Source organism: Sutcliffiella deserti (assembly GCF_020037475.1).
GTDB lineage: Bacteria > Bacillota > Bacilli > Bacillales > Bacillaceae_I > Sutcliffiella_A > Sutcliffiella_A deserti.
In genome coordinates this window covers 663,082-687,930 of the sequence record NZ_JAIQDB010000001.1, presented here as the reverse complement: position 1 = coordinate 687,930, position 24,849 = coordinate 663,082, and the positions used below count along the sequence as shown (strand labels likewise).

Below are 24,849 nucleotides of genomic sequence, written 5' to 3'. Positions count from 1 at the left end.
TAATATTTTTTATACACTTAGTCATGAAAAGCCTTGTTTATAAATCTATGAAAAAAAACTACTTTACAAGTTGTTTTTAACACTATATGATTTGTGACTAGGATTTCAAGAATTCTATAAGCAGGTGAACTTAATGAAAAATTTTAAACAATCAGATCTTTTAAAACAGTTGCCCTCTCAATTTTTTGCGAGCTTAGTTGAAAAGGTTGCAAGGGTAATTGAACAAGGTCATGACGTAATTAATCTTGGACAGGGCAATCCTGATCAGCCAACCCCAGCTCATATTGTAGCTTCTCTACAAGAAGCAGCGGGCAACCCGGCACACCATAAATATTCTCCTTTTCGCGGTAATGAATCTTTTAAACAATCAATTGCCGAGTTTTATAAAAGGGAATATGGTGTTAAATTAGACTCATCATCAGAAATAGCTATTCTGTTCGGTGGAAAGGCTGGGCTTGTCGAAATTCCTCAATGTTTATTAAATGAAGGGGACACTGTTCTGGTGCCTGATCCAGGCTATCCCGATTATTTATCTGGTGTTGCACTAGCGAAGGCGAAAATGGAATATATGCCTTTAAAAGAAGTATATCATTTTCTGCCAAAATATGAAGATATCGATGTAACTGTTTTGGAAAAGGCAAAGCTGATGTTTCTGAACTATCCAAACAATCCTACTGGTGCAGTAGCCTCTCCTGAGTTTTTTGAAGAAACGGTAGAACTAGCAACAAAATATAATATATGCGTTGTACATGACTTTGCCTATGGAGCAATTGGATTTGATGGAAAAAGGCCAATTAGTTTTTTGCAGACTCCTGGAGCCAAAGAAATAGGGATAGAAATATATACGCTTTCCAAAACCTTTAACATGGCAGGCTGGCGTGTAGGTTTTGCTGTTGGGAATAAGAGTGTAATAGAGGCAATCAACCTTTTGCAAGATCATATGTATGTAAGTTTATTTGGAGCGGTACAAGAAGCAGCAACAACTGCTCTTCTAGAGTCTCAACAATGTGTTAATGACCTTGTAAAATTGTACGAAGAACGGAGAAATGTTTTTATTTCGGGACTTAAGGAAATCGGTTGGGAAGTGATGGCACCGAATGGAACCTTTTTTGCATGGCTTAAGGTTCCAGAAGGCTATACATCTGAGGAATTTGCAGATTTATTGCTAGAGAAGGCGCATGTCGTGGTTGCTCCTGGCATAGGGTTTGGATCATATGGAGAAGGCTTTGTGCGCGTCGGTCTTTTAACAAGTACAGAGAGGCTGCGTGAAGCAGTTCATAGAATTAAAGCACTAAACATTTTCTGAATATTGTGTTGACAATCTTGTAAATCGTTTGTATAATCCCAATTATATTTTAAAAATATCAACAATTAAATTATATATGCGTTTTCTTATTAAGAGCAGGTGGAGGGACTAGCCCGATGATACCCGGCAACCGACTTGACTTTCGTTAAGCACGGTGCTAAATCTTGCAGCTTTTTGCTGAGAGATAAGAAGATGTTAGGCTGCCTAACCTCTTCTTTTCTGAAGAGGTTTTTTATATTTTTACCGATTTTTACAAAAAGGAACGATTATTGCTAAGACGGTTCTCTTAAGAATATTAACCATCAGCTAGGAACATCAATACACTCCAATATGGCAAATGTTTGAAAGGATGAATAAAATGAGTGAAGTCATCGCTACATATCTTATACATGATAAAAAAGGACAATTAGAGAAAAAGGCAGAAGGTATTGCTCTTGGTTTAACGGTGGGTTCTTGGACAGATCTTCCTCAGTTAGATAAAGTGCAACTGCAAAAGCATAAGGGAAGAGTCGTGAGTGTAAAAGAAATCAGTCAAAGTAAGAGAATAAATAACTATTTTAACGGTACTATCACAAGAGGGCTTATTAAAATTGCTTATCCTACACTTAATTTTAGTAGTGATCTTCCAGCGATACTAACAACCGTATTTGGCAAGCTTTCACTTGATGGAGAGATTAAACTATTAGATATTGAGTTTAGTGAAGAATTTAAAAAAAATTTCCCTGGTCCAAAATTTGGAATTAAGGGAATACGGCAGTTAACCGGTCTGCGGAAACGGCCTTATGTGATGAGCATTTTTAAAGGCGTTATCGGCCGGGACTTGACGTACTTAAGCAATCAGCTTAGGGAACAAGCGTTAGGCGGGGTGGATTTTATTAAAGACGATGAAATCCTTTTTGAGAACAATCTTACACCTTTTGAAGAGAGAATTAAGGTGGGTAAAAGAGTTCTTGAACAAGTGTATGAGGAAACCGGACATCGAGCTTTATATGCGGTAAATTTGTCAGGAAAAACCTTTGATTTAAAGGAAAAGGCAGTAAGAGCAGTTGAGCTTGGTGCAGATATACTATTGTTCAATGTTTTTGCTTATGGTTTAGATGTTCTGCAAAGCCTTGCGGAAGATCCTTCCGTCAGCATTCCTATAATGGCACATCCGGCAGTAAGTGGCGCGATTACCCCATCAGAGTTTTATGGAATCTCAAATGAGTTACTTTTAGGAAAGCTTGTAAGATATGCTGGAGCAGATTTTTCACTATTTCCATCTCCTTATGGTAGTGTTGCACTTCCTAAAGAAGAAGCACTCGGCATTGCGCACGCTCTTACACAAGAAGAGGAAAGATTTGAAGAAACATTGCCTGTACCTTCTGCAGGTATTCATCCTGGGTTGGTTCCCTTACTTTATAAAGATTTTGGCGTAGATTCCGTTATTAATGCAGGTGGAGGGATTCATGGTCATTCTTTAGGAGCAACAGGGGGGGCAAAGGCATTTCGTCAAGCGGTAGAAGCTGTTCAAGCAAGTCAATCGTTAATTAGTTATGCACAAACAAAAGAGGAGCTTCGTCTTGCTATTGAACAATGGGGCGGTGTCGAGGTTGCGAAATGAGCAAGTTCGAGCCAATAGTATTCTGTGACTTTGATGGAACAATTACCCGAAGTGATAACATTATTGCCATTATGAAAAAATTTGCTCCTGCTGAGTGGGAGTCTATAAAAGACCTAATTTTACTACAGGAGATTTCAATTAGAGAAGGAGTAGGGAGAATGTTTACTCTGCTTCCCTCAAAGCAAAAGGAAGAGATAACTTCCTATATTTTAGAACATGCCGAATTTAGAGAAGGATTTACAGAATTTGTTGAATATACAAAGCTACACCAAATACCTTTGTATGTTGTTTCAGGGGGAATAGCCTTTTTTGTGAAACCTTTGCTGAAAGGAATAGTTTCAGAGGATGTAGTGTTTTGTAATGAGTCAGATTTTACTGCTGATACAATAAAAATCCTTTGGCCGTATGCTTGTGATGAAAATTGTCAGAATGATTGTGGTTGCTGCAAACCATCCATCATCCGAAAGTTGGTTAATGATACGTCTTATAAAATAGTGATAGGCGATTCTATTACTGATTTACAGGCTGCTAAGCTTGCCGACCAAGTAATCGCCCGCGACTTTCTTATAGAAAAGTGCAACGAAGAATCCATTTTTTATGAGTCATTTGAAAACTTTTTTGATGTGATAGAAATTTTAAAGAAAGTGAGGTGTAAAGATGAGCGTAGTCTTAGCAAGGTGGAATGAGCTTGCCGAAATAAAAGAGGAGCTTGCGGGCAGGGATTGGTTTTTTGGAACAAGTGGAAATCTTTCAATTAAGGTTTCAAGAGACCCTTTAACTTTCTTTGTTACAGCCAGTGGCAAGGATAAACGTAAAAGAACTTTAGAGGATTTTTTATTGGTAGATCATGAAGCAAGAGCAGTTGAAAAAGAGTCGGGTTTAAAACCTTCAGCTGAAACGTTGTTGCATCTGGAGATATACTCAAAAACGAATGCAGGTTGTTCTCTTCATGTTCATACGATAGATAATAATGTAATCTCTGAGCTGTATAGCAGTCAGAAGGAGATTGTCTTTAGTGGTCATGAGATCATCAAGGCATTCGGTATTTGGGAGGAAAATGCCGTTGTGAAAATTCCTATTATAAAAAATCATGCAGACATTCCAACGCTGGCTTCAGAATTCTCAAAGCATGTACACGGTGACTCAGGAGCGGTTTTAATTCAAAATCACGGAATTACCGTTTGGGGAAAGACTGCTTTTGATGCCAAAAAATTCTTGGAAGCGTGGGAGTTCTTATTCTCTTACCACCTTAAACTATTAAGTGTAAGAAATTGCGTCACAGCATCTACTCAAGTTCAGTTAAGTTAAATTAAATATATGATTATAATAGTGGTACCTCTTACGTAAAAGCAACAATCAAAGCGAAAATAGCCTAATATAAAGAAGAATGTAAGGAGGAAAAAGGGATGGCGCAAATAAGATTACATGAAACAGGTGAAAGAATTATAGAACAAAAAGAGGTTGAGGCTTTTCTTACAAAGAATGAGGTAATCTATGAAAAATGGGACGTTGCAAAACTACCTCAACATCTTCAAGAAAATTATGCGTTAACTTTAGAGGAAAAAGAAGAAATCTTAACTGTTTATCAACAGGAAATGTCCGACATATCTTTACGTAGAGGATATCAGGCACAAGATGTTATTTCTTTGTCAGATTCCACACCAAATTTAGATCAGCTTTTACAGAATTTTAATAAAGAGCATCACCATACTGACGATGAAGTACGTTATATTGTGAGTGGTCATGGAATCTTTGTCATACAGGGAAAAGCGGGCAGCTTTTTTGATGTAGAGTTGGAACCAGGTGACTTAATATCGGTCCCGCCTAATGTTCGCCATTATTTTACACTGATGGAGGATAGAAAGGTTGTAGCCATTCGAATCTTTGTAACAACGGAAGGGTGGGTACCTATATACGAAAACGAAGAAATGAAGGGTTAACTTTTTTTTGGCACTAGAGTAGAAATTACTTTAGTGCTTTTTTTGTTTAAGTTTAAATTAATATTTTTATACTGAAGTCGTTTACACATTTCCTATGTGTATTTCACAGGTGATGAGGGAATATAATGGTTATAGCAATTAGTTAATTAGGGGGAAGATGGATGGAACATGTCGTTATAATTGGGGGAGTTGCAGGCGGAATGAGCGCTGCTGCAAAACTTCGCCGCTTACGTGAAGATATTAAAATAACCGTGTATGAAAAAGATGAACATATTTCATATGGTGCATGTGGACTTCCTTATTATATTTCCGGAGTAACAGAAAACTACAAAGACCTTTTAGCGCGCTCAGTAGAGGATTTTCAAAAGCATAAAATTGAAGTTAAGATCCAACATGAAGTAAAAAAAGTTAATAAAAGCACGAAGGAAATTGAGGTTTTAGACATTAAGGCAGGTATAACGAACGTTGTAAAATATAGTACTCTCTTAATTGCGACAGGATCAAAACCGATCAAGCCACCATTTGTACCAAAAAACGCTTCAAATGTTTTTACATTAAAAACAATCAAAGATGGAATAGCCATGCGGAAATTCTTTCAAGAACCTTCTATAAAAAAGGTCGTTATAATTGGCGGAGGCTATATTGGGATGGAGCTAGTTGAGACGATGGTGGAACTAGCTAAAGAGATAACTGTCATAGAATTACAACCTCACATACTTCCCAACTATGACCAAGACATGGTAACGTTAATAGAGGAGTCTTTAAAAGACCGGGTGAATCTTTATACTAGTGAAGAAGTGAAGGAATTAAAAATTTCAGGTGATAAGGTCACGGAGGTAGTCACTGATAAAGGGAATTATCGAGCAGACGCTGTTATAGTTAATATAGGAAACAAACCGAATACAGAATTTGTTGAAAACATTGGTCTAGATATGTTGGAAAATGGAGCGATTGTTGTTAACTCCCAACAACAAACAAATATTTCTTCCATCTATGCTGCTGGTGACTGTGCAACTAGTAACCATTTGCTTCTTAAGAAACCGGTCAATATTGCTCTTGGCACGACAGCAAATAAACATGGAAGAGTGGCAGCAGAGAATATTGCAGGAAACAAAGCAATCTTTCCAGGAATACTTGGAACCAATGTTGTGAAAATTCTCGAATGGACTGCTGCAATGACCGGGCTAACTGAAAAAGAGGCTGAGAAAGAAAATATTATGGTGCAAACAGTAAAAGTCGAAGCAAATAGCCATGCCTCTTATTACCCTGCTGCGAAGCCGCTAAATATTAAGCTTGTTTATCAACCGGAAACAAAGGTATTATTAGGTGCTCAGATAATAGGAGAAGATGAAACTGTTGCTAAACGAATAGATATATTAGCAACCGCCATTACATGTAACTTAACAACCGACAATATTGCCATGCTGGATCTAAGTTATGCTCCCCCATATGCCACCGTCTGGGATGCTGTACAAGTAGCGGCGAATGTTGCTAAATAGAAAGAAAAAAGCAGAGTCGAATTGTGTTAATATTATGAATTTTCTTTACCTATTAAAGTAAATGTGCTACTGTAAAAGTAGTTTTACTTACTTACATAATCAAGGATTTTGAATGGAGGATGGAGCATGAAAGTACGTTATAATTTTGTACCAAAACAAGATGTTCAGTATTGTGAACCAAACTATACTGTAAAGCAAGCTTATCAAAAGATAAAAGACACGGGGTATCGTTGTATTCCAATCCTCAAAAATAATGGACGAACCTTTGTAGGTTTAGTTTATAAAGTGCATTTACTCGATTTTCTATATGAAGAAAAAGGATCTGAAGACTCTTCGCTAGAATCATTAATCAAAAATGAGGATGCCTTTATATTTGAAGAGGATTCCTTCTTTAAAGCATTTTTCACCATTAAGCGTCTGCCTTTTATTGCAGTTGTAAATGAAGACAAGGAATTTTTGGGGATTCTTACACACGCAAATGTGATGGATGTCCTGGCAGATTCCTTTGGTATGAAAACAGGTGGATATACTTTAACTATTGCAACAATCGAGCATAAAGGTGCAATAAAAGATCTTGTATCTATGTTAAAGGACATTAATATAGATGGAATGCTCACCCTTGATAACGGTGAAAAGTATCTGCGCCGGATTGTTTTAAATCTACCTGCAGAGCTTCCTGAGGAAAAGATGAAAAAATTGGTTAAGAAACTGGAAGAAAAAGAATTTCGTGTTACACATGTTGATCAAATAGATGTAACGGAATAATATACTTAAGGGGCTCGGAATGTCAAAATTCCGAGCCCCTTTTGAAGGCACTATTAAATGTAATTGTCAGTAACAGGTCTATGCCTGAAGGGGCATCATCCACCGAAACGTCAGTGCTTAAGCTGAAAAATATATATTACACAGGACATTTAAGCCACTGCATTTCTTTTCTTCTAGTTCTAAGGGATAATCAATTCCTTTTCCACGAGTAAAGTTGATAATGTTACGGGTTCCGCTTTTTCTCTTAATGCAGGTATATATTGCCTTAATACATTAGCTGTTTTTTCCCCTGCGATACCAACATGCCCAATAGCAATAATGGAATCATCAAATTCTATTTTTCTTATCAATTGATTTGCCTGTTTTACGATATGGTTTGTGGTATAGACTTCATCAAAGAAAAGTTCATTTTCCAAGTAAGGGACACCAATCTCCGTAGCAATTTTGGGTACGACACTTTCTCTTGAAGTTTTGCTGTCTAAGTAATATAGTTTTCTTTCTTTACATATGGAAAGAATAATTCTCATTACCCTTTCATCTGCCGTAGCCTTTGAACCCATATGATTATTTATGCCAACAGCATGAGGCACAGCATCTATTGCAGCATTAACACGCTTGGCAATTTCCTCATCAGTTAAATCAGTTGTAATTGCCCCAGGACCTAACCAGCTTTTTTTTCCTTTTAACGGTTCCATAGGAAGATGAAGGATTACTTCATGCCCTAATTTATGTGCCAGGAGGGAATCTTCTTGAGTTGTAGAAAGAAAAGGCATAACAGCAACCGTTAATTTAACCGGTAATTGAAGAATTTCTTCTGTGCCTTTCATATTATTCCCAAAATCATCTATTACAATAGCTACCTTTTTTGTTGGTACCTTGCTTGCTTCTACTTCTGAAAGGAACAGGGATGAAGATAAGAAAAAAGCGATACAAACAACGAAAGAAAATTTTTTCATTTTAGCCCTCCTGAACTTGAGATTCTCTCCATAATTTGTACTTGTCGATTTCTTTACCCATAAGGAAGTACAAAAAGCTAACTACTACTACATCGTCTAAAAAACCCAGACCAATTAGAAAATCAGGAATGATATCAAAAGGATTAAAAAAGTAGACAATCGTTATAAAAATCATGAAGATTGCCACTCTTGAAAGATCCGTATATTTTTTGTTTTTCCAATCTGTGGCCAATTTTAATAAAATTCGTATATCTGTCCATGCTTCATATAAAGAAGGAATTCCTTTTTTCGACAGCTCATTCTGTTTTTTTAACATAACCAACATCTCACCTTTAATTTATTATTACTATTTTGCACTATTTTCAAATAAAAATCCGATTTAACAAGAAAAATAGTGTGAAGATTGTCTAATTTTGCGAATCTATTTACAATAATAGAAATTTTTGTAATAATTTATTTTGGGGAACTAGTTAAAGGAGAGAATTACATTGTCGCATGATAGGTATGTGAAAAATCTATTACTTCGAATAAAAGAAAAAAGGCATATGATGATGATTATTGCGAATAGGACAGGTTATATTAGCCAGCAAACAATTAAATGTAGTCAAGACTTGGACAAGTTGATTTATGAATATCAGAAATTGCTCACCCAAAATTGTGAAAAGTCCGTGCTAAAAAACCACTCCAATTCTGAAGTGGTTAAAAAATTTGGATGAGAAATATCATAAATAATAGTCCGAATATGAAAGAGTAAGTGGAAGTTGTCTCATGACCATCACCGTGGCTTTCCGGAATAAGTTCTTTATAGATGATGTAAAGCATGGCACCTGCAGCAAAAGCCAGTCCGTAGGGTACTAGTGTGGAAACAAAAGAGGTTAAGTAGAAGCCTATCAATGCCATTGGTACTTCAACAGCTCCTGTTAACGTAGCAACAAGAAATGCCTTCATTCGACTAATCTTTTGGTTTATAAGGAAGAGAGCCACCAAGAAACCTTCCGGAGCATTTTGCAGCCCGATAGCAAAAGCAATTAAGTTGCCAGTTTCAGCAACATCGGATGCATAACTTACACCTACAGACAACCCCTCAGGAATATTATGAAGAGTGATCGCGGCTACTATAAGCATTGCTTTTTGATCAAATTCTATTCCTTTTATATGATGCTCAAGATCAATATGCGGTATTGATTTTTCGAGTAATGTTAGGGTTATTACCCCCAATAGCAAACCTACTCCTAGAGGAATAAAGCCTTCATATTTCAATGCCTCCGGTATTAGGCTCAAAGTAGCGGCCGCCATCATAATACCTGCTGTAAATGCTAGTAATATATCCTTCCATCGATGTGTAATTGAATTTTTAAGAAATAGGATAGGTAGTGCACCAACCCCTGTTGACAGTGCAGCTAAAACGCTGCCAAGTAGAACTTCATTCATAATAGTAGTTATCCCTTCAAGATTATAATTTTTTTCCTGTGTATAGTTACTAAGTATTATAACGTTAATTTAGCAAAGATAATTCCAATTAGCAAAAAATAGGGTGGATCAACAAGTGAAAGTAGAGGGTTGTATGATTCATCATCAAACATCAGACTTCTAAACTCATTTATTACTATTACTCTTTTTAAAAGAATATTCCTTTATATTGTAAACTAATTGTAAAGAAATTAGTGAGAAAGGGGTAATTTCCGTAATAATTGATTCAATATTTTAATCTTTTGTAAAAAATCTGAAAAAAGTATAGCCAGGTATCTACAAAATTAGTTATAATTCTACTTGTGAGAAAACAACTAGTTTTAGGGGGAAAAAACATGAAAAAGTTTCTAACAGTATTTATGGCTGCGCTTCTAGCAATCGGCTTAGCAGCATGTGGCAGTGATTCAGGTGGCGGAGAAGGTAAACCGGAAAAACTTATTATCGGTTTTGTTCCATCACAGGATTCTGATACTATTGCTGATACAGTAAAACCTTTGGCAGACCGTTTAGGGGAAGAGCTCGATGTGGAAGTTGAAGGCCGTGTTATGACTGATTACACTGCACTAATTGAAGCAATGGGTTCCAATGAAGTACATGTAGGATTTATTCCGGCATTTGGTTATGTTATGGCTAATGAGCAATACGATGTTAACGTAATCCTTAAGTCCATTCGTTTTGGTAGTGGAACGTATAAAGCTCAGTACGTTGTTAGAGCTGATTCAGGTATTGAAACACTAGCAGATCTAGAAGGAAAAGTTTGGGCATATGCAGATGCTGCATCTACATCTGGTTTCTTATTCCCAGCTGCACAACTTATGAATGAGTTTGATATTGAAACTGTACAAGATCTTCAATCAGGATTCTTTAAAGATACACTACAAGCTGGTGGACATGATACAGCTGCAATCGCTGTATACGAAGGGGACGCTGATGTAGCGACTACTTTTGATGATGTACGTACAGGTCTTGAAGAAGAGTATCCAGATATTATGGAAAAAACAAAAATAATTGGTTACACAGATGATATTCCAAACGATACAATTTCTGTTACAAAAGAATTAGATGAAGAGTTTGTTCAACAAATTAAGGATGCATTCCTTTCTTTCAATGATGATGAAGAAATGATCAAAATTATGAATGATGTTTACAACTGGGACGAAATCAGTGAAGCTTCTGATGAAGAATACAAAGTTGTAAAAGACACGTACGAAAAATTCAAAGATTCTATTTCTTTCTAATCAAATAAGTTTTGCAATCTAGGGGAGGGTTGCTTCCCCTTTTTTGCATGTTAAGAAACACTTTTGCGTTTTATTGAGATGAGGGGGTTTACACCATGATTGAATTTAAAAATGTGTCACTAGTGTATCCAAATGGAACGCCGGGATTGAAAAAAATTAATGTAACGATAAATGAAGGTGAGTTTGTCGTGATTGTTGGTTTATCGGGTGCAGGAAAGTCAACTTTTATAAGAAGTATTAATCGATTGGTTACACCAACTGAAGGTGAATTAAAAGTTGATAATGAAAATATTCTTACTTTTAGAAACAATAACTTGAGAAAATTACGAACCAAAGTTGGGATGATTTTTCAGAACTATAATCTTGTTAAAAGATCTAATGTTCTTAAAAATGTCCTTGCTGGGCGTTTAGGATATACAGGTACACTACGTTCGATGGTAAATATGTTCAGTAAAGAAGATCTTGCATTAGCATATGAAAGTCTAAAACGTGTGAATATTGAAGAGAAACTATACAACCGAGCAGATGAACTAAGTGGCGGGCAGCAACAACGTGTGAGTATCGCTCGAGTTTTGACACAACAACCCAAATATATTCTTGCTGATGAGCCAGTTGCTTCTCTTGATCCACCTACCTCACATCAAGTAATGACCTATCTGAAAAAAATCAACAAAGAGGATAAAATAACGACTATAGTCAACCTCCACTTTATAGATATGGCTATGGAGTATGCTGACCGAATTATTGGGATGAGAGCTGGAGAGGTTGTGTTTGACGGTCCTGTTTCAGAGGTGACTGAAAAGACTTTCGAACAAATTTATGGTCGTGCAATTCGTGAAGACGATTTGCGCGGAGGTGTTGAAGAGTGAAAGTAGAAGAAAAGAAAAAAGCACCTTCTCTCTTACCCGCTAAAACAAAAGCTAAACTCACCATTATTTTTTCCGTAATAATCGGTTTTTATATTCTTAGTACAGTTAAAACTAATGCGACTCTTCCTGATCTAATACAAGGTATTCCAAATATGGGACGAGTAATCGCGAAGTTCTTTCCTCCTAATTTTAATGTATTTATGAATATTCTTGAACCAATGGCTACAACGATTCAAATGGCTATTATCGCAACTACTGTAGCAGCGGTTTTATGTATACCTCTGAGTCTACTAGCAGCACAGAATGTAACATCAAATAAATTTGTGTATACTTTCGTTCGTTCTTTCTTAAATATTCTACGTACGATTCCTGACCTTGTTTTAGCTGTTATTTTCGTAGGATTATTTGGAATTGGTGTGTTACCAGGGATTTTAGCACTAATTATCTTTTCTTTAGGAATTTTAGCTAAACTTATAAGTGAGACGATTGAATCAGTGGACATGAATCCAATGGAAGCGATGAGTGCCTCAGGTGCCAATACGCTTCAGAAAATCTCATTTGCTTTAGTACCGCAAGTATTGCCACAGTTTGCTTCGTTTGTATTGTATGTTTTTGAAATTAACATACGAGCCTCTGTTGTACTAGGGTTAGTAGGAGCAGGTGGAATTGGGATTGTATTAAGTCAACAGTTGAAATTCTATAATTATCCGAATGCAATGTTAATTATACTAGTAATTTTTGCTGTAGTAGTCATTATTGAGTATATCTCTACTAAAATTAGGGAGGCGATTGTGTAATGGAATTAATATTACCTCCCAAAAAGAAAAAATCCGGTTTGAAAATATTACGAAACTGGGTAATTTTTATTCTTATCCTGTTGATGTATGTTTGGACTTTTGTGGGTATTAATGTCGATTGGGTAAGAGCATTTGAAAGAATGATTAATAACTTTCATCGCGTGATACCTAAACTATTTAATCCTGAATGGTCTGCTTTTGGAAAAGTATGGTCTGCAATGGTTGAAACGCTATATATCGCGTTTGCCGGATCTTTGATGGCAGCAATCTTGGCTGTTCCACTAGGATTTTTAGCTGCCCAAAACATGACAAAGAGTAAAACTTTAACAACTTTTGGAAAATGGATTTTAAGTGGAATAAGAGCTTTTCCAGATCTAATCCTGGCAATTCTATTTGTTGTGGCAGTAGGTCCTAATCCGTTTGCCGGTGTTCTAGCTATTGCAATTGGATCAACAGGGATGTTAGGAAAACTTTATTCTGAAGTATTAGAATCGATTGACATGAATATTGTGGAAGCGATGGAAGCGAGCGGAGCAAATAAAATCCAAATTCTCTTCCAGGGTGTTATTCCACAGATTATTCCGGAATTTTTATCCTACGCCATTTATCGTTTTGAGATTGATGTACGTGCATCAACCATCCTAGGGATCGTCGGGGCAGGAGGAATTGGTACGCTAATTCAATTTGCTCAAATGAATCGTAACTGGGAAGAAATGGGACTGATTCTACTAGTTATTGTTGTAGTAGTCACGATAATTGATTTCTTATCATCCTCAATACGGAAAAGAATTGTATAATAAAAATTATCAAAGAGTTGATCATTATTAAATGATCAGCTCTTTATTTTAGATTCATTTTTTATACTACAACAATCATGGCAAGAGACCAGAAATTTCAGTAATATGTTTAATATAGTATATCTATTGAAAATTTGAATTGAGGAGGTAGAAATTAAATGGTGGTGAATATAACCATTCTGGAAACAAGTGATGTTCATGGTAATGTTTTACCAATTAACTATGGGGATAATAGCAAATCAGATGTAGGCCTAGCAAAATTAGCTTCCCTAATAAAGGAAGAACGAAAAAAACACGAGAATGTACTGGTTATTGATAATGGTGACTTAGTGCAGGGTACTCCCTTAACCTATCATTACGTAAAAAAACTACAAAATACAGAAAATCCAATGGTTCGTGTTCTAAACCATTTGAAGTTTGATGCTGCTGTAGTAGGAAACCATGAATTCAATTACGGAATGAATATTTTAAAGAATGCTGTTAAAGATTCTGATTTTCCTTGGCTATCAGCAAATATATTATCTGAAACAGGAGATCCCTTTTTGGGAAAACCTTATATTATTAAAACTTTTGAGACAGTAAAAATAGCGGTTTTAGGAGTGACAACTCACTATATTCCTAACTGGGAAAACCCAACCCATGTTGAGGGATTAACTTTTGAAGATGCACTAGAATCAACAAAAAAATGGGTTAAACATCTAAAAGATACAGAAGAACCTGACCTTATTGTCGTGAGCTATCATGGTGGTTTCGAACGAAATCTAGTAGATGGCAGTCCGACAGAAACTTTGACAAGTGAAAATCAAGGATACGAGATATGTAAGAGTGTTAAAGGAATTGACGTACTTTTAACTGGACATCAACATCGCTCTATTGCAGAAATGACAGTAAATGGGGTTCTAGTTCTACAGCCAGGAGTTAACGGTGAAACATTAGGTAAGGCAACTATTCAATTAGAAAAAAAGAATAACAAGTGGGAAGTTGTAAGTAAACAAGGTTCTTTGCTGTCTACAAAGTATAGTAGAGTAGATGCTGATGTTGCAGAATTAATCAAGGAGTATGAACAATCCACCCAAACATGGTTAGATCAGCCGATTGGGAATATAAAAGGAAATATGGCTGTTAATAGTCCCTTCGAGGTTCGACTCAAGGATAATGAATTAATAGAATTTATAAACAAGGTGCAAATGGAAGTATCAAACACTACAATATCCAATACAGCGCTTTTTCATAATTCATCACCAGGTTTTCCAACCAATGTCACGATGCGTGATATTGTATCAAATTATATCTATCCAAATACACTAAAGGTCATTCGAATTTCCGGACAAGATATAAAAGATGCATTGGAAAGATCTGCCTCTTACTTTTTACTGGATGTAGACGGGAGTATTAAAGTAAATCCTAGCTTTACAATACCTAAACCACAACATTATAACTATGACATGTGGGAAGGGATTAACTATACTATTGATATCAGAAAACCTATTGGTGAGAGAGTCGTCAAACTAGAACGTGACTGTGAAAGACTTGATTTAAAAGAAGAATATGATGTAGTTATGAATAATTACCGCGCCGGTGGTGGTGGGGATTATATTATGTATCAGAACAAACAGGTTGTCAAAGATATACCATTAGACATGTCGGAACTTATAGCAAATTATATAATGGAAAAAGGAACTATAGAAGCCACTGTCAACCATAACTGGAAGGTAATTTGGAATGAGCAGCAAGCTTGAGTTTAGCTATGTCTTTTCCAAGCAGTAAATTATTTTAGGCTCTGTTAAAGTTGGGAGTTAATAATAGTTTGCTTCTCTAGCAGATGATTGGAGCAAAAGGTGTAGACTCCGACGTTAGACTGAAATAGACAGGAGATTCTGCCGGCCTTACCGATTTGGCTCCAAGTATCGGCTCTTGTACGTTGTTCCTTTTGTAGAGATCAACCGCGATGTTTTACACATCCTTCTATATATGTTCTAGATCTAATTGACGAATCGGTAAGTTTCCTATAATATTAGCTTTAATTCAAGATAATTGAAAAAAAGGAATGACAAGTATGGCAAATAGAAATGAAATAGATGCTTCTTTGAAATTATTTATTGTACTATCAAGGGCATTCAGGGCAATCAATGATAAAGCTAACCAATCCATTCAACGTTTTGATTTAAATCCGACAGAATTTGCTGTACTAGAACTTCTTTATCATAAAGGAGATCAACCTCTTCAGCAGATCGGAGGAAAAATACTACTTGCCAGTGGTAGTATTACGTATGTCGTAGATAAATTAGAAGGAAAAGGGCTCCTTGCTAGAAAAGCCTGTCCTAAAGATCGTAGAGTAACCTATGCCCATATTACCGAAAGCGGAAAAAGTTTGTTGCAAGACATCTTCCCCAAACATGAAGAACGGATTCACGAACTACTCCAGGGCATAACAACCGATGAAAAAGAACAAGCAATTACACTAATAAAAAAATTAGGATATTTTGCCGCTAACACAGAAAAAAACTGACTTAATGTCAGTTTTTTTCTTTTTGGGGCCAGACCCCGGCAGGAATATTTCAATTTATGTAGAAGTATATTAAGTTGAATCTTTTAGGTAAAGGGGACGTTTTGGAATGAGGTTTGAGGATTTCGCTTATACGCGACCGAATATGGAAGAGGTAGAGAGTAAGTATATGTCAGCTTTGAGTAACTTTGAAGCTGCGAAGTCGTTAAAGGAACAAGAAGTAGCGATGAATGAAATTAATGCACTGCGTAATAACTTAAGTACCGATTTTAATTTGGTTTATATTCGTCACTCTATTGATACTAATGATGAGTTTTATAAAGAAGAGCAAGATTTTCTTGATGAAATCGAACCGCTTACAAAAGCACTTGATACCAAATACTATAAAGCTTTAGTAAAGTCTAAATACAGACCTCAGCTGGAAGAAAAGTGGGGTAGTCAGTTGTTTGCACTTGCAGATTGTGAACTGAAAACTTTCGATGATAGCATTATTGAAGATCTCCAGCAGGAAAATAAGCTTTCCACTAAATACTCTAAGTTGGTTGCTTCTGCGAAGATTAACTTTAATGGAGAAGAGCTTACGTTAGCCCAGCTTGATCCTTACACGGAATCGAAGGATAGAGCAATAAGAAAACAGGCAAGTGAAGCTAAATTCGAATTTTTTAATGATAATAAGCATGAATTCGATGGAATCTTTGACGATCTTGTAAAAGTACGTACGAAAATAGCTAAAAAACTTGGCTACCAAAATTTTGTCGAGCTTGGCTATGCTAGAATGACGCGGACGGATTACGATGCGGAAATGGTATCGAAATTTAGAAAACAAGTAAAAGAGTACATCGTACCACTTGTAGAAAAACTAAAGAAAAGACAGCAGGAACGAATTGATGTTGAAGATTTAAAGTACTATGACGAAGGCTTTAAATTTAAGACTGGTAATGCCACCCCTAAAGGAACTCCCAAGTGGATTATTGAGAACGGTAAAAAAATGTACGAAGAACTTTCCTTAGAAACAAAAGAGTTTTTCAAGTTTATGATTGATAATAATTTAATGGATCTTGTTGCTAAAAAAGGAAAAGAGGCTGGAGGATACTGCACCTATATCCCTAATTACAAATCACCTTATATTTTCTCGAACTTTAATGGAACAAGCGGAGATATTGATGTTCTTACCCATGAAGCAGGACATGCGTTTCAAGTTTATATGAGCAGGGATTTTGATGTACCGGAATATAATTGGCCGACCTATGAGGCATGCGAAATACATTCTATGAGCATGGAGTTTTTCACCTGGCCTTGGATGGATCTTTTCTTCGAGGAAGATACAGATAAATATAAGTTTTCCCATTTAAGCGCCGCAATATCATTTTTGCCATATGGTGTAGCAGTGGATGAATTTCAACATTTTGTATATGAGAATCCTGAGGCTACTCCTGCTGAAAGAAATAGTGCATGGAGAGAAATCGAGGAAAAATATCTTCCTGGTCGTGATTATGATGGAAATACGTATTTGGAAGATGGAGGGTTTTGGCAGCGTCAGGGTCATATTTATCGAACACCATTCTATTATATAGATTACACTTTGGCTCAAATCTGTGCCCTTCAATATTGGAAACTTTCACAAGAAGATACCACAAAAGCATGGAAATCCTACTTAGAGCTTTGTAAGCAAGGTGGAAGCAAATCTTTTATAAATCTTGTAAAGTTTGCAAATCTTCGTTCTCCCTTTGAAGAGGGGTGTGTAGAATCCGTAGTAGGTGAAATTGAAACCTACTTAAATAATGTTAAGGATAAAGAACTTTAATACATTAAAAGCTGTCGATAGTATTCGGCAGTTTTTTCTATATTGATTCAAATATCTTTAAGTTTCTACTTTCACTTTTTACGTAATTTTTGTAGAATGGTATATACATCTAATGAACTTAATTTTATTATGTTTTCTACTGTTCGCTTTTACATTATTAGGTAAAATACATACTAAAATGAATGTAGATACTATTTATTAACGATTTTCATTTTATACAAGCATAAAATCAAACTTGAAACTCTACGTTTTTATTCGAAAATATCATTGGCTTTAGAAGACGCTTGCCTTCTGAAGTTGGTTTAGTGCCTAGCACAAACAGTCAATACTCCTTCCACAAAGATTGCCCTGTTTTGGAATTGTGACAAAGACTCGAGCTTTTATTTTTATTATGTCAAGTACCAGGAAAGGAAGTGACCCTATGAATACAAAATTATTATTTTCTACTGTACAAACACAAAATATATACGGAGAATTCCCACTAGCGGTTTCTAATATTTTTTCCGATTCAAGGCAAGTAACAGAGGACTCTGTTTTTGTATGTATTAAAGGGTATACAGTAGATGGACACAGGTATATCCCCCAAGCAATAAAAAAGGGTGCCAAAGTCATTGTACTCCAGGACCTACCTGAAATAATGCACGAGGACATTTGCTATGTTAGGGTTCGTGATACGGAACGGGCTTTAGGTAAACTTGCCAATGCATTTTTTGATTATCCTTCCACTAAGCTCCGGATTGTAGGGGTAACAGGAACGAATGGAAAGACAACGGTAACAAGTGTTTTAAACAAAGTAATGCGTAAAGAAGGTTACAAAACAGGCCTTAGTGGAACAATTGAGATAGACATTGATGGAGAAACTTTTGAAAGCAAAAATACGACCAGTGATGTGTTAACCGTCCAAAGAATGCTGAAGGATATGGTGGATGCTGGGGTTACAGATGTCATCATGGAGGTCTCCTCCCATGGACTAGTGTTAGGACGCCTTGCAGGAGTAGAGTTCCAAAATGGTGTTTTTACCAATCTAACTCAGGACCATTTAGATTTTCATGGAACGATGGAACATTATAAATATGCAAAAGGTTTGCTTTTTGCTCAATTGGGTCAAGATTTACGCAAAGATAAAGCCGCTATCTTGAATATAGATGAGAATTCATCCAAAGATTATGAAAGCATGACAAGCGCAAGAATCATTACGTATGGAATAAAAAATGATGCTGATTTCAGGGCGTCCGATATTAAATTTTTTGATAATAAGACAAACTTTACTCTACATACCAATTTTGGTGTTTATGAATTGGAAGTTCCTTTTGTAGGTGAATTTAATGTATATAATATACTATCTGTAATCTGTGTACTTTGGGACAAAGGGATGCCATTTGAACGGATTCTACAACATCTTATGGAGACTACTCCCCCAAGCGGGCGCATGGAAACGTTGCAAACAGAAGATAGAAGAAATATTATAATCGATTATGCTCATACAGAGGATGCGATTGGTAAAGTTTTGGATAGCATAAAAATGTTTTCTAGAAAAAAGGTTATCTCCATAATAGGAACAGGTGGCAATAGAGATAAAGATAAGCGTCCTAAAATGGGGAGAATCGCTACAGAAAAATCAGATTACGTCATTTTCACTACGGACAATCCGTTAGATGAACCTTATGACGAAATCGTTCAGGGTATGGCAGCAGGAGCAACTCACGATAACTTTGAGTGCGTAGGTGATCGAGAACAAGCAATTTTTCGTGCCATAGAATTAGCAGAAGAAGACGATGTTATCTTAATAGCTGGAAAAGGACATGAGGATTATCAATTGATTGGAACAGAATCGATACCTTTTAATGATGGTGAAGTAGCGTTACGAGCTCTAAAAGCATATCCACTCACAGAGAATATTCCTACAACTTAGAGGATACAACATTAAGCTGGCTACGTATAATGATGGTTTTCATAATGATGGTTTTCAACTTCGGAAATCACATTAATCTGGTCAGCTTATTTTTTTGATAGTAAAATGTCGCAATTAACAAGGGATGTAAAAATGAGGAGTATATCAGTAATTATCTTACTATTTTTAATTGCAGGATGTAATAAGGAAACCATCAATTTTACAGAAAAAGCTTTCACCGCCTATCCTATGGAAAAAAAAGAGGAGAAGGTACTCCTTAAAAAGAATGTGGAAAAAATCAAAAGGTGGAACAGTATCCCATCAAGTATAGATGGGAAGTTAGTACAAGATTTAAAAGAAGAATTATATTTGAGAAAAGAAAGGGTCTTAAATCAAGAATATAATCAATCCAAAGAATTTGGTGAATATGTTGCAGGAGTTAAAACACGGATGAAAACCTCCGATAAAGTAATTGCCTTAACGTTAGATGCTTGTGGTGGAGAATTTGGAAGTGGCTATGACCATGAATTAATGAATTTCCTAATTGCCAATAAGATAAAAGCAAACCTTTTTATTAACGCTAGATGGATAGATGCACAACACGATAAATTCCTCGCTCTAGCAGATAATCCTATATTCCGGATAAATAACCACGGTACAGAACATCGACCATTGTCCACTGTCCCAAGATCTGCCTGGGGAATAAATAGTACTTCTACTAAGGAAGAAATCGTAACAGAAATTACCGATAACCAGGAAAAAATAGGGGAGTTGACTGGAAAACTACCCCGTTTCTTTAGATCAGGTACTGCATTTTATGATGAGGTAGCCGTTAAAATTGCGGAGGATTTAGGAGTGGAAGTTGTTAATTTTGATGTAATTGGTGACGGTGGTGCTACTTTTTCCAGGCCTCAAGTAGTAGAATCGATGTTAAAGTCTAGAGCAGGTTCCATTATTATCCTTCATATGAATCAACCATCAAGCGAAACAGCGGATGGCGTGAAAGAAGCAATAGCCGTATTACTTGAGCAGGGATATAGTTTTGTTCATTTGGACGAATATGAATTAGAATAAACTTTTATAATTGGCTGTTTTGCTTTCGTGCTCTTTTCCTATTTATTTTAATTCAGTAAAAAATTCAAATGCCTGATTTTTAACGGACGTATAGTAACAATCCTTCCGAGAAGAGACTTATTATTACATTTACGTTACAGATACATATATAGACAAATGCAGGTCACGATAACACTGGGAGGTGAAATCGTGACCTGTTTTTTACATCTTTTATTTGCTTGTGTCTTATTATTCAACGTTTCGACATGCCAGTCCAAAACAAAAATAGAAAAAGCTAAGGAAACCATGACAGAACCTATTGCTAGTGAGCCTTTAACCACACCATTTCAGATGAACCATATCGTGGATATAAACAATCTAAATCAAATTCGTTCACAATCAGATTTAAGGGATTTTTTAATAAATACGTATAAATTGCCTTCTAAGTGGGAGAAAAAAATAAAAAATGTCGCCGTTCGAAGAAATGAAAACAACCGGGTACTTGCTATTACATTAGAGGATTGCTCACCAGACGAGGTTAGTAGAACAGAAAATAGAAAAATAATATATCTGAAAGAGCAACAAGAAAATCAGCCAATGCGCATCAAAGGACTATGGAGTTACAAAGGTAGTTATATGACGATTAGTGCGTCGGACTCACATGCTAGATGGAGTCCAACGTTAAATGGGAAATCTAGACGCAAAAAGGATGTAGCTCTTGATGAATCAACGGCAGATAAAGTATCTGATGCCATTATTCAACAGCAAAAGCTTGATAAATTTTCAAAAAAAGGGAAAAAGAATATAGTTCTTCAAAAGGACAAAATCATAAAGAAAATGGGAGAGAAACAAGGAGGGAGTTACTTTTTACAAACTCAGTTAGACTCTCAAAATGTTAAACAGCATGTAAGAGATGCTCTACTGCACTCAGTATCAGGTGCTGTCGTCATTATTCATTTCCAAAGTCCTTTTTCAAAGCAGGGTAAAAGAATAAAGGTTCGTGTTCCAGAATTTAAAAGTCGAGGATTTCGTTTATTTATTCCTGATTAAAAGAGCTGGTTATCCTATAAGCTGTGTCGGCTTATAACCATTGCTTATGCTTTTTATGTACTTTCCAACCTGCTTGTCTCATATATATGTGACAAGCAGGTTTTTTAATTTTCTTCAAATGGAAAGGCGCTAAATAAAAGCAGAGGGTGTGGCGCATTGAATAGAAGTTGGCTTGGTGCATTTCAAATAGGTGCTGTATTCGTAGGAACCATTGTGGGAGCCGGTTTTGCAACAGGTAAAGAAATTGTTCAATTTTATACACAATATGGCTGGATTGGCTTTTTTTCCATAATAATTAGTGGTTTTTTGTTTATTTGGCTTGGTACGAAGATGATGTTGGTTGCAAAACGTATTAAAGCTACTTCATACAAGGAATTTAATGAATATCTGTTCGGTGTATCGGCAGGCACCGTTGTAAATATTTTCATGCTCGTTATCTTAACCTGTGTTGGTGCGGTAATGCTTTCAGGAGCTGGTGCCGTTTTTGAGGAGCAGCTTGGCTGGTCCTTTCAACTAGGTGTGTTAATTACCATCGTGCTTTCCGTTGCCATTATTTCTTTTGGCGTAAAAGGGTTGGTAGGCGTAAACCTTATTGTTGTTCCCGTGATGATTGGGTTTAGTCTTTTTATTGCAATAAATGCTCTCCTGGATCATGGATTTTCTTTTATGACATTAGCTGCTCCTGATGATGCGTGGAAGGGATGGATATCGCCTGTAATTTATGTTGCATTTAACCTGTCGATGGCACAGCCGGTTCTAGTACCATTGGCAACTGAAATAGATGATGAATGGGTAATTAAACGCGGTGGTTTCATTGGAGGGCTTTTCTTATGTTTAATCCTGCTAACCTGTCATATATCTATTGCGTCTTTACCGAATTTCCAAGCATTCGAAATCCCGATGGCTGAAGTTGTAAAAATAAGTATGGTATCTTTTTTCGGTATTTATATATTCGTTATATATGGAGAAATATTCACTTCAGTGGTAAGTGATATTTTCGGTTTGCAAAGACAGCTTGAAAGTATGTGGAAAGTACCTAAATATCTTGTTACCATTGTGCTTGTAAGCATCATTTATATGATAAGCCAGGTAGGTTATGGAAGCTTAATAGAACATTTATATCCATTGTTCGGCTATATTAGCATTGCGTTTTTGATTCTTTTAGTCTTTAGGAAATAGAATATATTGCTCGATATCTTTCATTTTCTATTATAATGAAAAAATAAGGAATATTAAAAGAATTGGCTGTATTAAACGCCGCTGTTGATTTCCGCAAAAGGCTACGCGTTCCACGGGGCGGTGCTGGAGCCTCCTCGGCAAGCCTGCGGGGTCTCCAGTCTACCGCTATCTCCCGTTGGAGTCTCCGCCTTTTTCTCCAATCATCGCTAGAATAGCGGTATTATCAACACTCAACTTTAACAAAGCCAAAGAAATAAGGGGTGAGGTTTTTGGATAAAGGAAAAATATTTAGTGGATTACTATTAATTTTTATAGGGACGTTTTTTTTATTACAAACATTGGGTATTCTTAAGGTTTCTTGGGATTATTTATGGCCATTATTCATTTTAATTCCTGGCATTGTTTTTCATCTAGCATTTTTTTTATCCGGAGCACAAAAAAATATGGCAGGTTTGCTAGTCCCAGGTGGCATTCTGGTGGTTATAGGTTCATTGTTCTTTTTTGAAGTTATAACAGGGTGGTCATTCAGCCATATTACTTGGCCAATTTATTTAATTGCTGTAGCGTTTGGTTTATTTGAATTATGGTTTTTTGGCAATAGGGAAAAGGGTCTGCTTATTCCTGTTTTCATTCTTACAACATTGGCGATTATATTCTTAATGGAGAGGTTTATTACTACTTCCGTGCAAAAATTTTGGCCATTAGCTTTAATTGTATTAGGTTTATTCTTGATGTTCGGTAAAAACAGGAGAGAAGGAACTTAAGTCCCTTCTCTTTGGCGTCAGGTATTGTATCCCTTAACGAACAAACATGGCTACAATTGCTACAATAGGTATTGCTAGCATCAATGCAGTACCTACACGGAAAAGTGAATTTAATATGTTTCTTAGTTCCGGCTGTGCAGTAACCAATTCATTTCGTTTCATGAAATTTAATATTCCATTCACGAGTACACTGATTACTACAATAATAAGTGGAATGGTGGTATCTGCAGTTGAGTCAGCTAAAAGCATAAAGCCAAATACAATGAAGACGATTGGAAATGCTTCGATAAAAGCAACCAGCATAAAGAGTTTAGATTGAATCTGACCTAGATTCCCGGGCTCAAGTGAGATTTTCTCTAAACTTGAACGTAGAATAAAAGCAATTCCGAAGCAAGCAATTACTGCAGCTATAGTGAAAATATAAATCGCATCCATTTCATTATCCCCCTTTATAAGTATGTAAAAACTAATTTTACAATAAAGATATCTCGAAGGATACTCCTTTTAGAAAAGCTCTTTTCTTAAAGATTGTTGCTATAAGCCCGCAAAAAAATCGATAATTAGATTTTTTACTGTTCTATTCCCTTAAAATAGGAGTAACTTTTCACCATTGTGCTTGAAAAGTGCACGAAGCAACGATTGTAACGGGTTGTATCCTCTAAGGTAAAAGCAACAATTAATGCGAAAACAGTCTTTAGAAGAGAAGGGGGAAAATAATAAGCAGCCACAGATTAAACACAAGATGAGATATAATAACTAGCGGTAAGGAATCCTTCCAAGAATACAAAGTACCCCAAACCACGCCAGCTGTGGCTGCCGCAGCAACTAACATTAGATTTCCTGTCCAGATGTGGGCGAATGCATAAAGGCAAGCAGCGACGATGATGCTAAATCTGCCACGAACAATAGTCTGGATTTCCCCTTGAATGAATCCTCTCCAAAAGATCTCTTCCCCAGGAATTATTATTAGTACTAACATAAAATAATGCCACCATTGCGAAGGGCCAACAATATGATAAAGTTCATGTACCTGGTTAAGTAATAGCGGGATATTTAGCGTTTTTATTAGTAGATAAGTGAACAGAAAAAAACAATATAAGATAGACCCAGAAATAATACCAAATAAAAAATCAAATCTATCTACTGAAAACAAGGATTTTTCCCACTTTTTGTTTCTCATGCTTTTTAAACTAATAAAAGATAAAACTGCTAAAGCGAAAGGGAAAAGCATCCAGAAATAATAAGATGATAAACTAAAGCTTAGGCCAAGCAGCACATTAGCTAAAATCCACACCCCTACAATCAACTTTAATGTCCTCACATAACCCCTCCTTGTCCTAAATCTTAAGGTTATTGTATCAA

25 protein-coding genes and 1 riboswitch are annotated in these 24,849 nt (G+C 36.2%); of the genes, 20 read left to right on the top strand and 5 right to left on the bottom strand.

What is annotated here, in order from left to right:
• Window positions 1-133 precede the first annotated feature (133 nt).
• From K9B36_RS03330 to cbpA, 7 genes are all read left to right on the top strand, one after another.
• Window positions 134-1,306, top strand: a complete 1,173-nt coding sequence (locus K9B36_RS03330) for a pyridoxal phosphate-dependent aminotransferase (RefSeq protein WP_223700579.1) — start codon at window positions 134-136, stop codon at window positions 1,304-1,306.
• An 83-nt stretch (window positions 1,307-1,389) separates the two neighbouring features.
• Window positions 1,390-1,497: riboswitch (SAM riboswitch) on the top strand.
• A gap of 167 nt (window positions 1,498-1,664) precedes the next feature.
• Window positions 1,665-2,909: a 2,3-diketo-5-methylthiopentyl-1-phosphate enolase gene (gene mtnW / locus K9B36_RS03325; protein WP_223700578.1), complete on the top strand. Its 1,245-nt coding sequence runs from the start codon at window positions 1,665-1,667 to the stop codon at window positions 2,907-2,909.
• Window positions 2,906-3,595 carry a 2-hydroxy-3-keto-5-methylthiopentenyl-1-phosphate phosphatase gene (locus tag K9B36_RS03320; RefSeq protein WP_223700577.1) on the top strand — a complete coding sequence of 230 codons (690 nt, stop codon included), beginning with the start codon at window positions 2,906-2,908 and terminating at the stop codon, window positions 3,593-3,595. The genes mtnW and K9B36_RS03320 overlap by 4 nt, the downstream gene beginning before the upstream one ends.
• On the top strand, window positions 3,567-4,217 hold the full coding sequence (locus K9B36_RS03315) for a methylthioribulose 1-phosphate dehydratase (protein WP_223700576.1): 651 nt from the start codon (window positions 3,567-3,569) through the stop codon (window positions 4,215-4,217). Before K9B36_RS03320 ends, K9B36_RS03315 begins: the two co-directional genes overlap by 29 nt.
• Before the next feature lie 98 nt (window positions 4,218-4,315).
• Window positions 4,316-4,849, top strand: a complete 534-nt coding sequence (locus tag K9B36_RS03310; protein ID WP_223700575.1) for a 1,2-dihydroxy-3-keto-5-methylthiopentene dioxygenase — start codon at window positions 4,316-4,318, stop codon at window positions 4,847-4,849.
• A gap of 161 nt (window positions 4,850-5,010) precedes the next feature.
• Complete coding sequence (locus K9B36_RS03305) at window positions 5,011-6,348, top strand: CoA-disulfide reductase (protein WP_223700574.1); 1,338 nt, start codon at window positions 5,011-5,013, stop codon at window positions 6,346-6,348.
• A gap of 126 nt (window positions 6,349-6,474) precedes the next feature.
• Complete coding sequence (gene cbpA, locus K9B36_RS03300; protein ID WP_223700573.1) at window positions 6,475-7,113, top strand: cyclic di-AMP binding protein CbpA; 639 nt, start codon at window positions 6,475-6,477, stop codon at window positions 7,111-7,113.
• A gap of 179 nt (window positions 7,114-7,292) precedes the next feature.
• Here cbpA and K9B36_RS03295 read toward each other — a convergent pair whose 3' ends face one another.
• Together K9B36_RS03295 and K9B36_RS03290 are read right to left on the bottom strand one after the other, a co-directional pair.
• A complete protein-coding gene (locus tag K9B36_RS03295; protein ID WP_223700572.1) occupies window positions 7,293-8,069 on the bottom strand; it encodes a divergent polysaccharide deacetylase family protein in 777 nt (258 codons plus the stop codon).
• A gap of 1 nt (window position 8,070) precedes the next feature.
• The gene (locus K9B36_RS03290; RefSeq protein WP_223700571.1) at window positions 8,071-8,385 is read right to left on the bottom strand and encodes a YkvA family protein; all 315 of its coding nucleotides are present in this window, start codon (window positions 8,383-8,385) and stop codon (window positions 8,071-8,073) included.
• A 190-nt stretch (window positions 8,386-8,575) separates the two neighbouring features.
• Between K9B36_RS03290 and K9B36_RS03285 the strand changes: the two genes are divergently transcribed.
• Entirely contained in the window at window positions 8,576-8,785 is a 210-nt protein-coding gene (locus K9B36_RS03285; protein WP_223700987.1) for an aspartyl-phosphate phosphatase Spo0E family protein, read from the top strand.
• On the opposite strand, the gene K9B36_RS03280 is transcribed toward K9B36_RS03285, so the two are convergent.
• Window positions 8,769-9,500, bottom strand: coding sequence for a ZIP family metal transporter (locus K9B36_RS03280; protein WP_223700570.1), 732 nt, complete (start codon window positions 9,498-9,500; stop codon window positions 8,769-8,771). The two genes, K9B36_RS03285 and K9B36_RS03280, sit on opposite strands and share 17 nt — an antisense overlap.
• 374 nt (window positions 9,501-9,874) lie before the next feature.
• Between K9B36_RS03280 and K9B36_RS03275 the strand changes: the two genes are divergently transcribed.
• The 12 genes from K9B36_RS03275 (at window position 9,875) to K9B36_RS03220 (ending at window position 23,487) form a co-directional block, all read left to right on the top strand.
• Window positions 9,875-10,777 (top strand): phosphate/phosphite/phosphonate ABC transporter substrate-binding protein, encoded by a 903-nt coding sequence (locus tag K9B36_RS03275; protein WP_223700569.1) that lies wholly within the window; start codon window positions 9,875-9,877, stop codon window positions 10,775-10,777.
• A gap of 95 nt (window positions 10,778-10,872) precedes the next feature.
• A complete protein-coding gene (gene phnC / locus K9B36_RS03270) occupies window positions 10,873-11,646 on the top strand; it encodes a phosphonate ABC transporter ATP-binding protein (RefSeq protein ID WP_223700568.1) in 774 nt (257 codons plus the stop codon).
• A complete protein-coding gene (gene phnE, locus K9B36_RS03265) occupies window positions 11,643-12,443 on the top strand; it encodes a phosphonate ABC transporter, permease protein PhnE (RefSeq protein WP_223700567.1) in 801 nt (266 codons plus the stop codon). The genes phnC and phnE (K9B36_RS03265) overlap by 4 nt, the downstream gene beginning before the upstream one ends.
• A complete protein-coding gene (gene phnE, locus K9B36_RS03260) occupies window positions 12,443-13,240 on the top strand; it encodes a phosphonate ABC transporter, permease protein PhnE (protein ID WP_223700566.1) in 798 nt (265 codons plus the stop codon). Before phnE (K9B36_RS03265) ends, phnE (K9B36_RS03260) begins: the two co-directional genes overlap by 1 nt.
• A 158-nt stretch (window positions 13,241-13,398) precedes the next feature.
• Window positions 13,399-14,979: a bifunctional metallophosphatase/5'-nucleotidase gene (locus tag K9B36_RS03255; protein WP_223700565.1), complete on the top strand. Its 1,581-nt coding sequence runs from the start codon at window positions 13,399-13,401 to the stop codon at window positions 14,977-14,979.
• A 317-nt stretch (window positions 14,980-15,296) separates the two neighbouring features.
• Entirely contained in the window at window positions 15,297-15,749 is a 453-nt protein-coding gene (locus K9B36_RS03250) for a MarR family winged helix-turn-helix transcriptional regulator (RefSeq protein ID WP_399201224.1), read from the top strand.
• 106 nt (window positions 15,750-15,855) lie between these two features.
• Entirely contained in the window at window positions 15,856-17,550 is a 1,695-nt protein-coding gene (locus K9B36_RS03245) for a M3 family oligoendopeptidase (RefSeq protein ID WP_223700563.1), read from the top strand.
• Window positions 17,551-17,971: 421 nt separating this feature from the next.
• Window positions 17,972-19,462: a UDP-N-acetylmuramoyl-L-alanyl-D-glutamate--2,6-diaminopimelate ligase gene (locus K9B36_RS03240; RefSeq protein ID WP_223700562.1), complete on the top strand. Its 1,491-nt coding sequence runs from the start codon at window positions 17,972-17,974 to the stop codon at window positions 19,460-19,462.
• A 132-nt stretch (window positions 19,463-19,594) separates the two neighbouring features.
• Window positions 19,595-20,515 (top strand): polysaccharide deacetylase family protein, encoded by a 921-nt coding sequence (locus tag K9B36_RS03235; protein WP_223700561.1) that lies wholly within the window; start codon window positions 19,595-19,597, stop codon window positions 20,513-20,515.
• A gap of 189 nt (window positions 20,516-20,704) precedes the next feature.
• Entirely contained in the window at window positions 20,705-21,544 is an 840-nt protein-coding gene (locus K9B36_RS03230; protein WP_223700560.1) for a hypothetical protein, read from the top strand.
• 156 nt (window positions 21,545-21,700) lie between these two features.
• Entirely contained in the window at window positions 21,701-22,723 is a 1,023-nt protein-coding gene (locus tag K9B36_RS03225) for a YkvI family membrane protein (protein WP_223700559.1), read from the top strand.
• Window positions 22,724-22,992: 269 nt separating this feature from the next.
• Window positions 22,993-23,487: a LiaI-LiaF-like domain-containing protein gene (locus K9B36_RS03220; RefSeq protein ID WP_223700558.1), complete on the top strand. Its 495-nt coding sequence runs from the start codon at window positions 22,993-22,995 to the stop codon at window positions 23,485-23,487.
• 33 nt (window positions 23,488-23,520) lie between these two features.
• On the opposite strand, the gene K9B36_RS03215 is transcribed toward K9B36_RS03220, so the two are convergent.
• Window positions 23,521-23,922 (bottom strand): hypothetical protein, encoded by a 402-nt coding sequence (locus K9B36_RS03215; protein ID WP_223700557.1) that lies wholly within the window; start codon window positions 23,920-23,922, stop codon window positions 23,521-23,523.
• 259 nt (window positions 23,923-24,181) lie between these two features.
• Window positions 24,182-24,808 carry a CPBP family intramembrane glutamic endopeptidase gene (locus K9B36_RS03210; RefSeq protein ID WP_223700556.1) on the bottom strand — a complete coding sequence of 209 codons (627 nt, stop codon included), beginning with the start codon at window positions 24,806-24,808 and terminating at the stop codon, window positions 24,182-24,184.
• Window positions 24,809-24,849 lie beyond the last annotated feature (41 nt).

What these genes read in the sequence shown, in the direction of transcription:
- K9B36_RS03330 (WP_223700579.1), top strand. Translation starts at nt 134, where the DNA reads ATGAAAAATTTTAAACAATCAGATCTTTTAAAACAGTTGCCCTCTCAA.
- mtnW (WP_223700578.1), top strand. Translation starts at nt 1,665, where the DNA reads ATGAGTGAAGTCATCGCTACATATCTTATACATGATAAAAAAGGACAA.
- K9B36_RS03320 (WP_223700577.1), top strand. Translation starts at nt 2,906, where the DNA reads ATGAGCAAGTTCGAGCCAATAGTATTCTGTGACTTTGATGGAACAATT.
- K9B36_RS03315 (WP_223700576.1), top strand. Translation starts at nt 3,567, where the DNA reads ATGAGCGTAGTCTTAGCAAGGTGGAATGAGCTTGCCGAAATAAAAGAG.
- K9B36_RS03310 (WP_223700575.1), top strand. Translation starts at nt 4,316, where the DNA reads ATGGCGCAAATAAGATTACATGAAACAGGTGAAAGAATTATAGAACAA.
- K9B36_RS03305 (WP_223700574.1), top strand. Translation starts at nt 5,011, where the DNA reads ATGGAACATGTCGTTATAATTGGGGGAGTTGCAGGCGGAATGAGCGCT.
- cbpA (WP_223700573.1), top strand. Translation starts at nt 6,475, where the DNA reads ATGAAAGTACGTTATAATTTTGTACCAAAACAAGATGTTCAGTATTGT.
- K9B36_RS03295 (WP_223700572.1), bottom strand. Translation starts at nt 8,069, where the DNA reads ATGAAAAAATTTTCTTTCGTTGTTTGTATCGCTTTTTTCTTATCTTCA.
- K9B36_RS03290 (WP_223700571.1), bottom strand. Translation starts at nt 8,385, where the DNA reads ATGTTAAAAAAACAGAATGAGCTGTCGAAAAAAGGAATTCCTTCTTTA.
- K9B36_RS03280 (WP_223700570.1), bottom strand. Translation starts at nt 9,500, where the DNA reads ATGAATGAAGTTCTACTTGGCAGCGTTTTAGCTGCACTGTCAACAGGG.
- K9B36_RS03275 (WP_223700569.1), top strand. Translation starts at nt 9,875, where the DNA reads ATGAAAAAGTTTCTAACAGTATTTATGGCTGCGCTTCTAGCAATCGGC.
- phnC (WP_223700568.1), top strand. Translation starts at nt 10,873, where the DNA reads ATGATTGAATTTAAAAATGTGTCACTAGTGTATCCAAATGGAACGCCG.
- phnE (WP_223700566.1), top strand. Translation starts at nt 12,443, where the DNA reads ATGGAATTAATATTACCTCCCAAAAAGAAAAAATCCGGTTTGAAAATA.
- K9B36_RS03255 (WP_223700565.1), top strand. Translation starts at nt 13,399, where the DNA reads ATGGTGGTGAATATAACCATTCTGGAAACAAGTGATGTTCATGGTAAT.
- K9B36_RS03250 (WP_399201224.1), top strand. Translation starts at nt 15,297, where the DNA reads ATGGCAAATAGAAATGAAATAGATGCTTCTTTGAAATTATTTATTGTA.
- K9B36_RS03245 (WP_223700563.1), top strand. Translation starts at nt 15,856, where the DNA reads ATGAGGTTTGAGGATTTCGCTTATACGCGACCGAATATGGAAGAGGTA.
- K9B36_RS03240 (WP_223700562.1), top strand. Translation starts at nt 17,972, where the DNA reads ATGAATACAAAATTATTATTTTCTACTGTACAAACACAAAATATATAC.
- K9B36_RS03235 (WP_223700561.1), top strand. Translation starts at nt 19,595, where the DNA reads ATGAGGAGTATATCAGTAATTATCTTACTATTTTTAATTGCAGGATGT.
- K9B36_RS03215 (WP_223700557.1), bottom strand. Translation starts at nt 23,922, where the DNA reads ATGGATGCGATTTATATTTTCACTATAGCTGCAGTAATTGCTTGCTTC.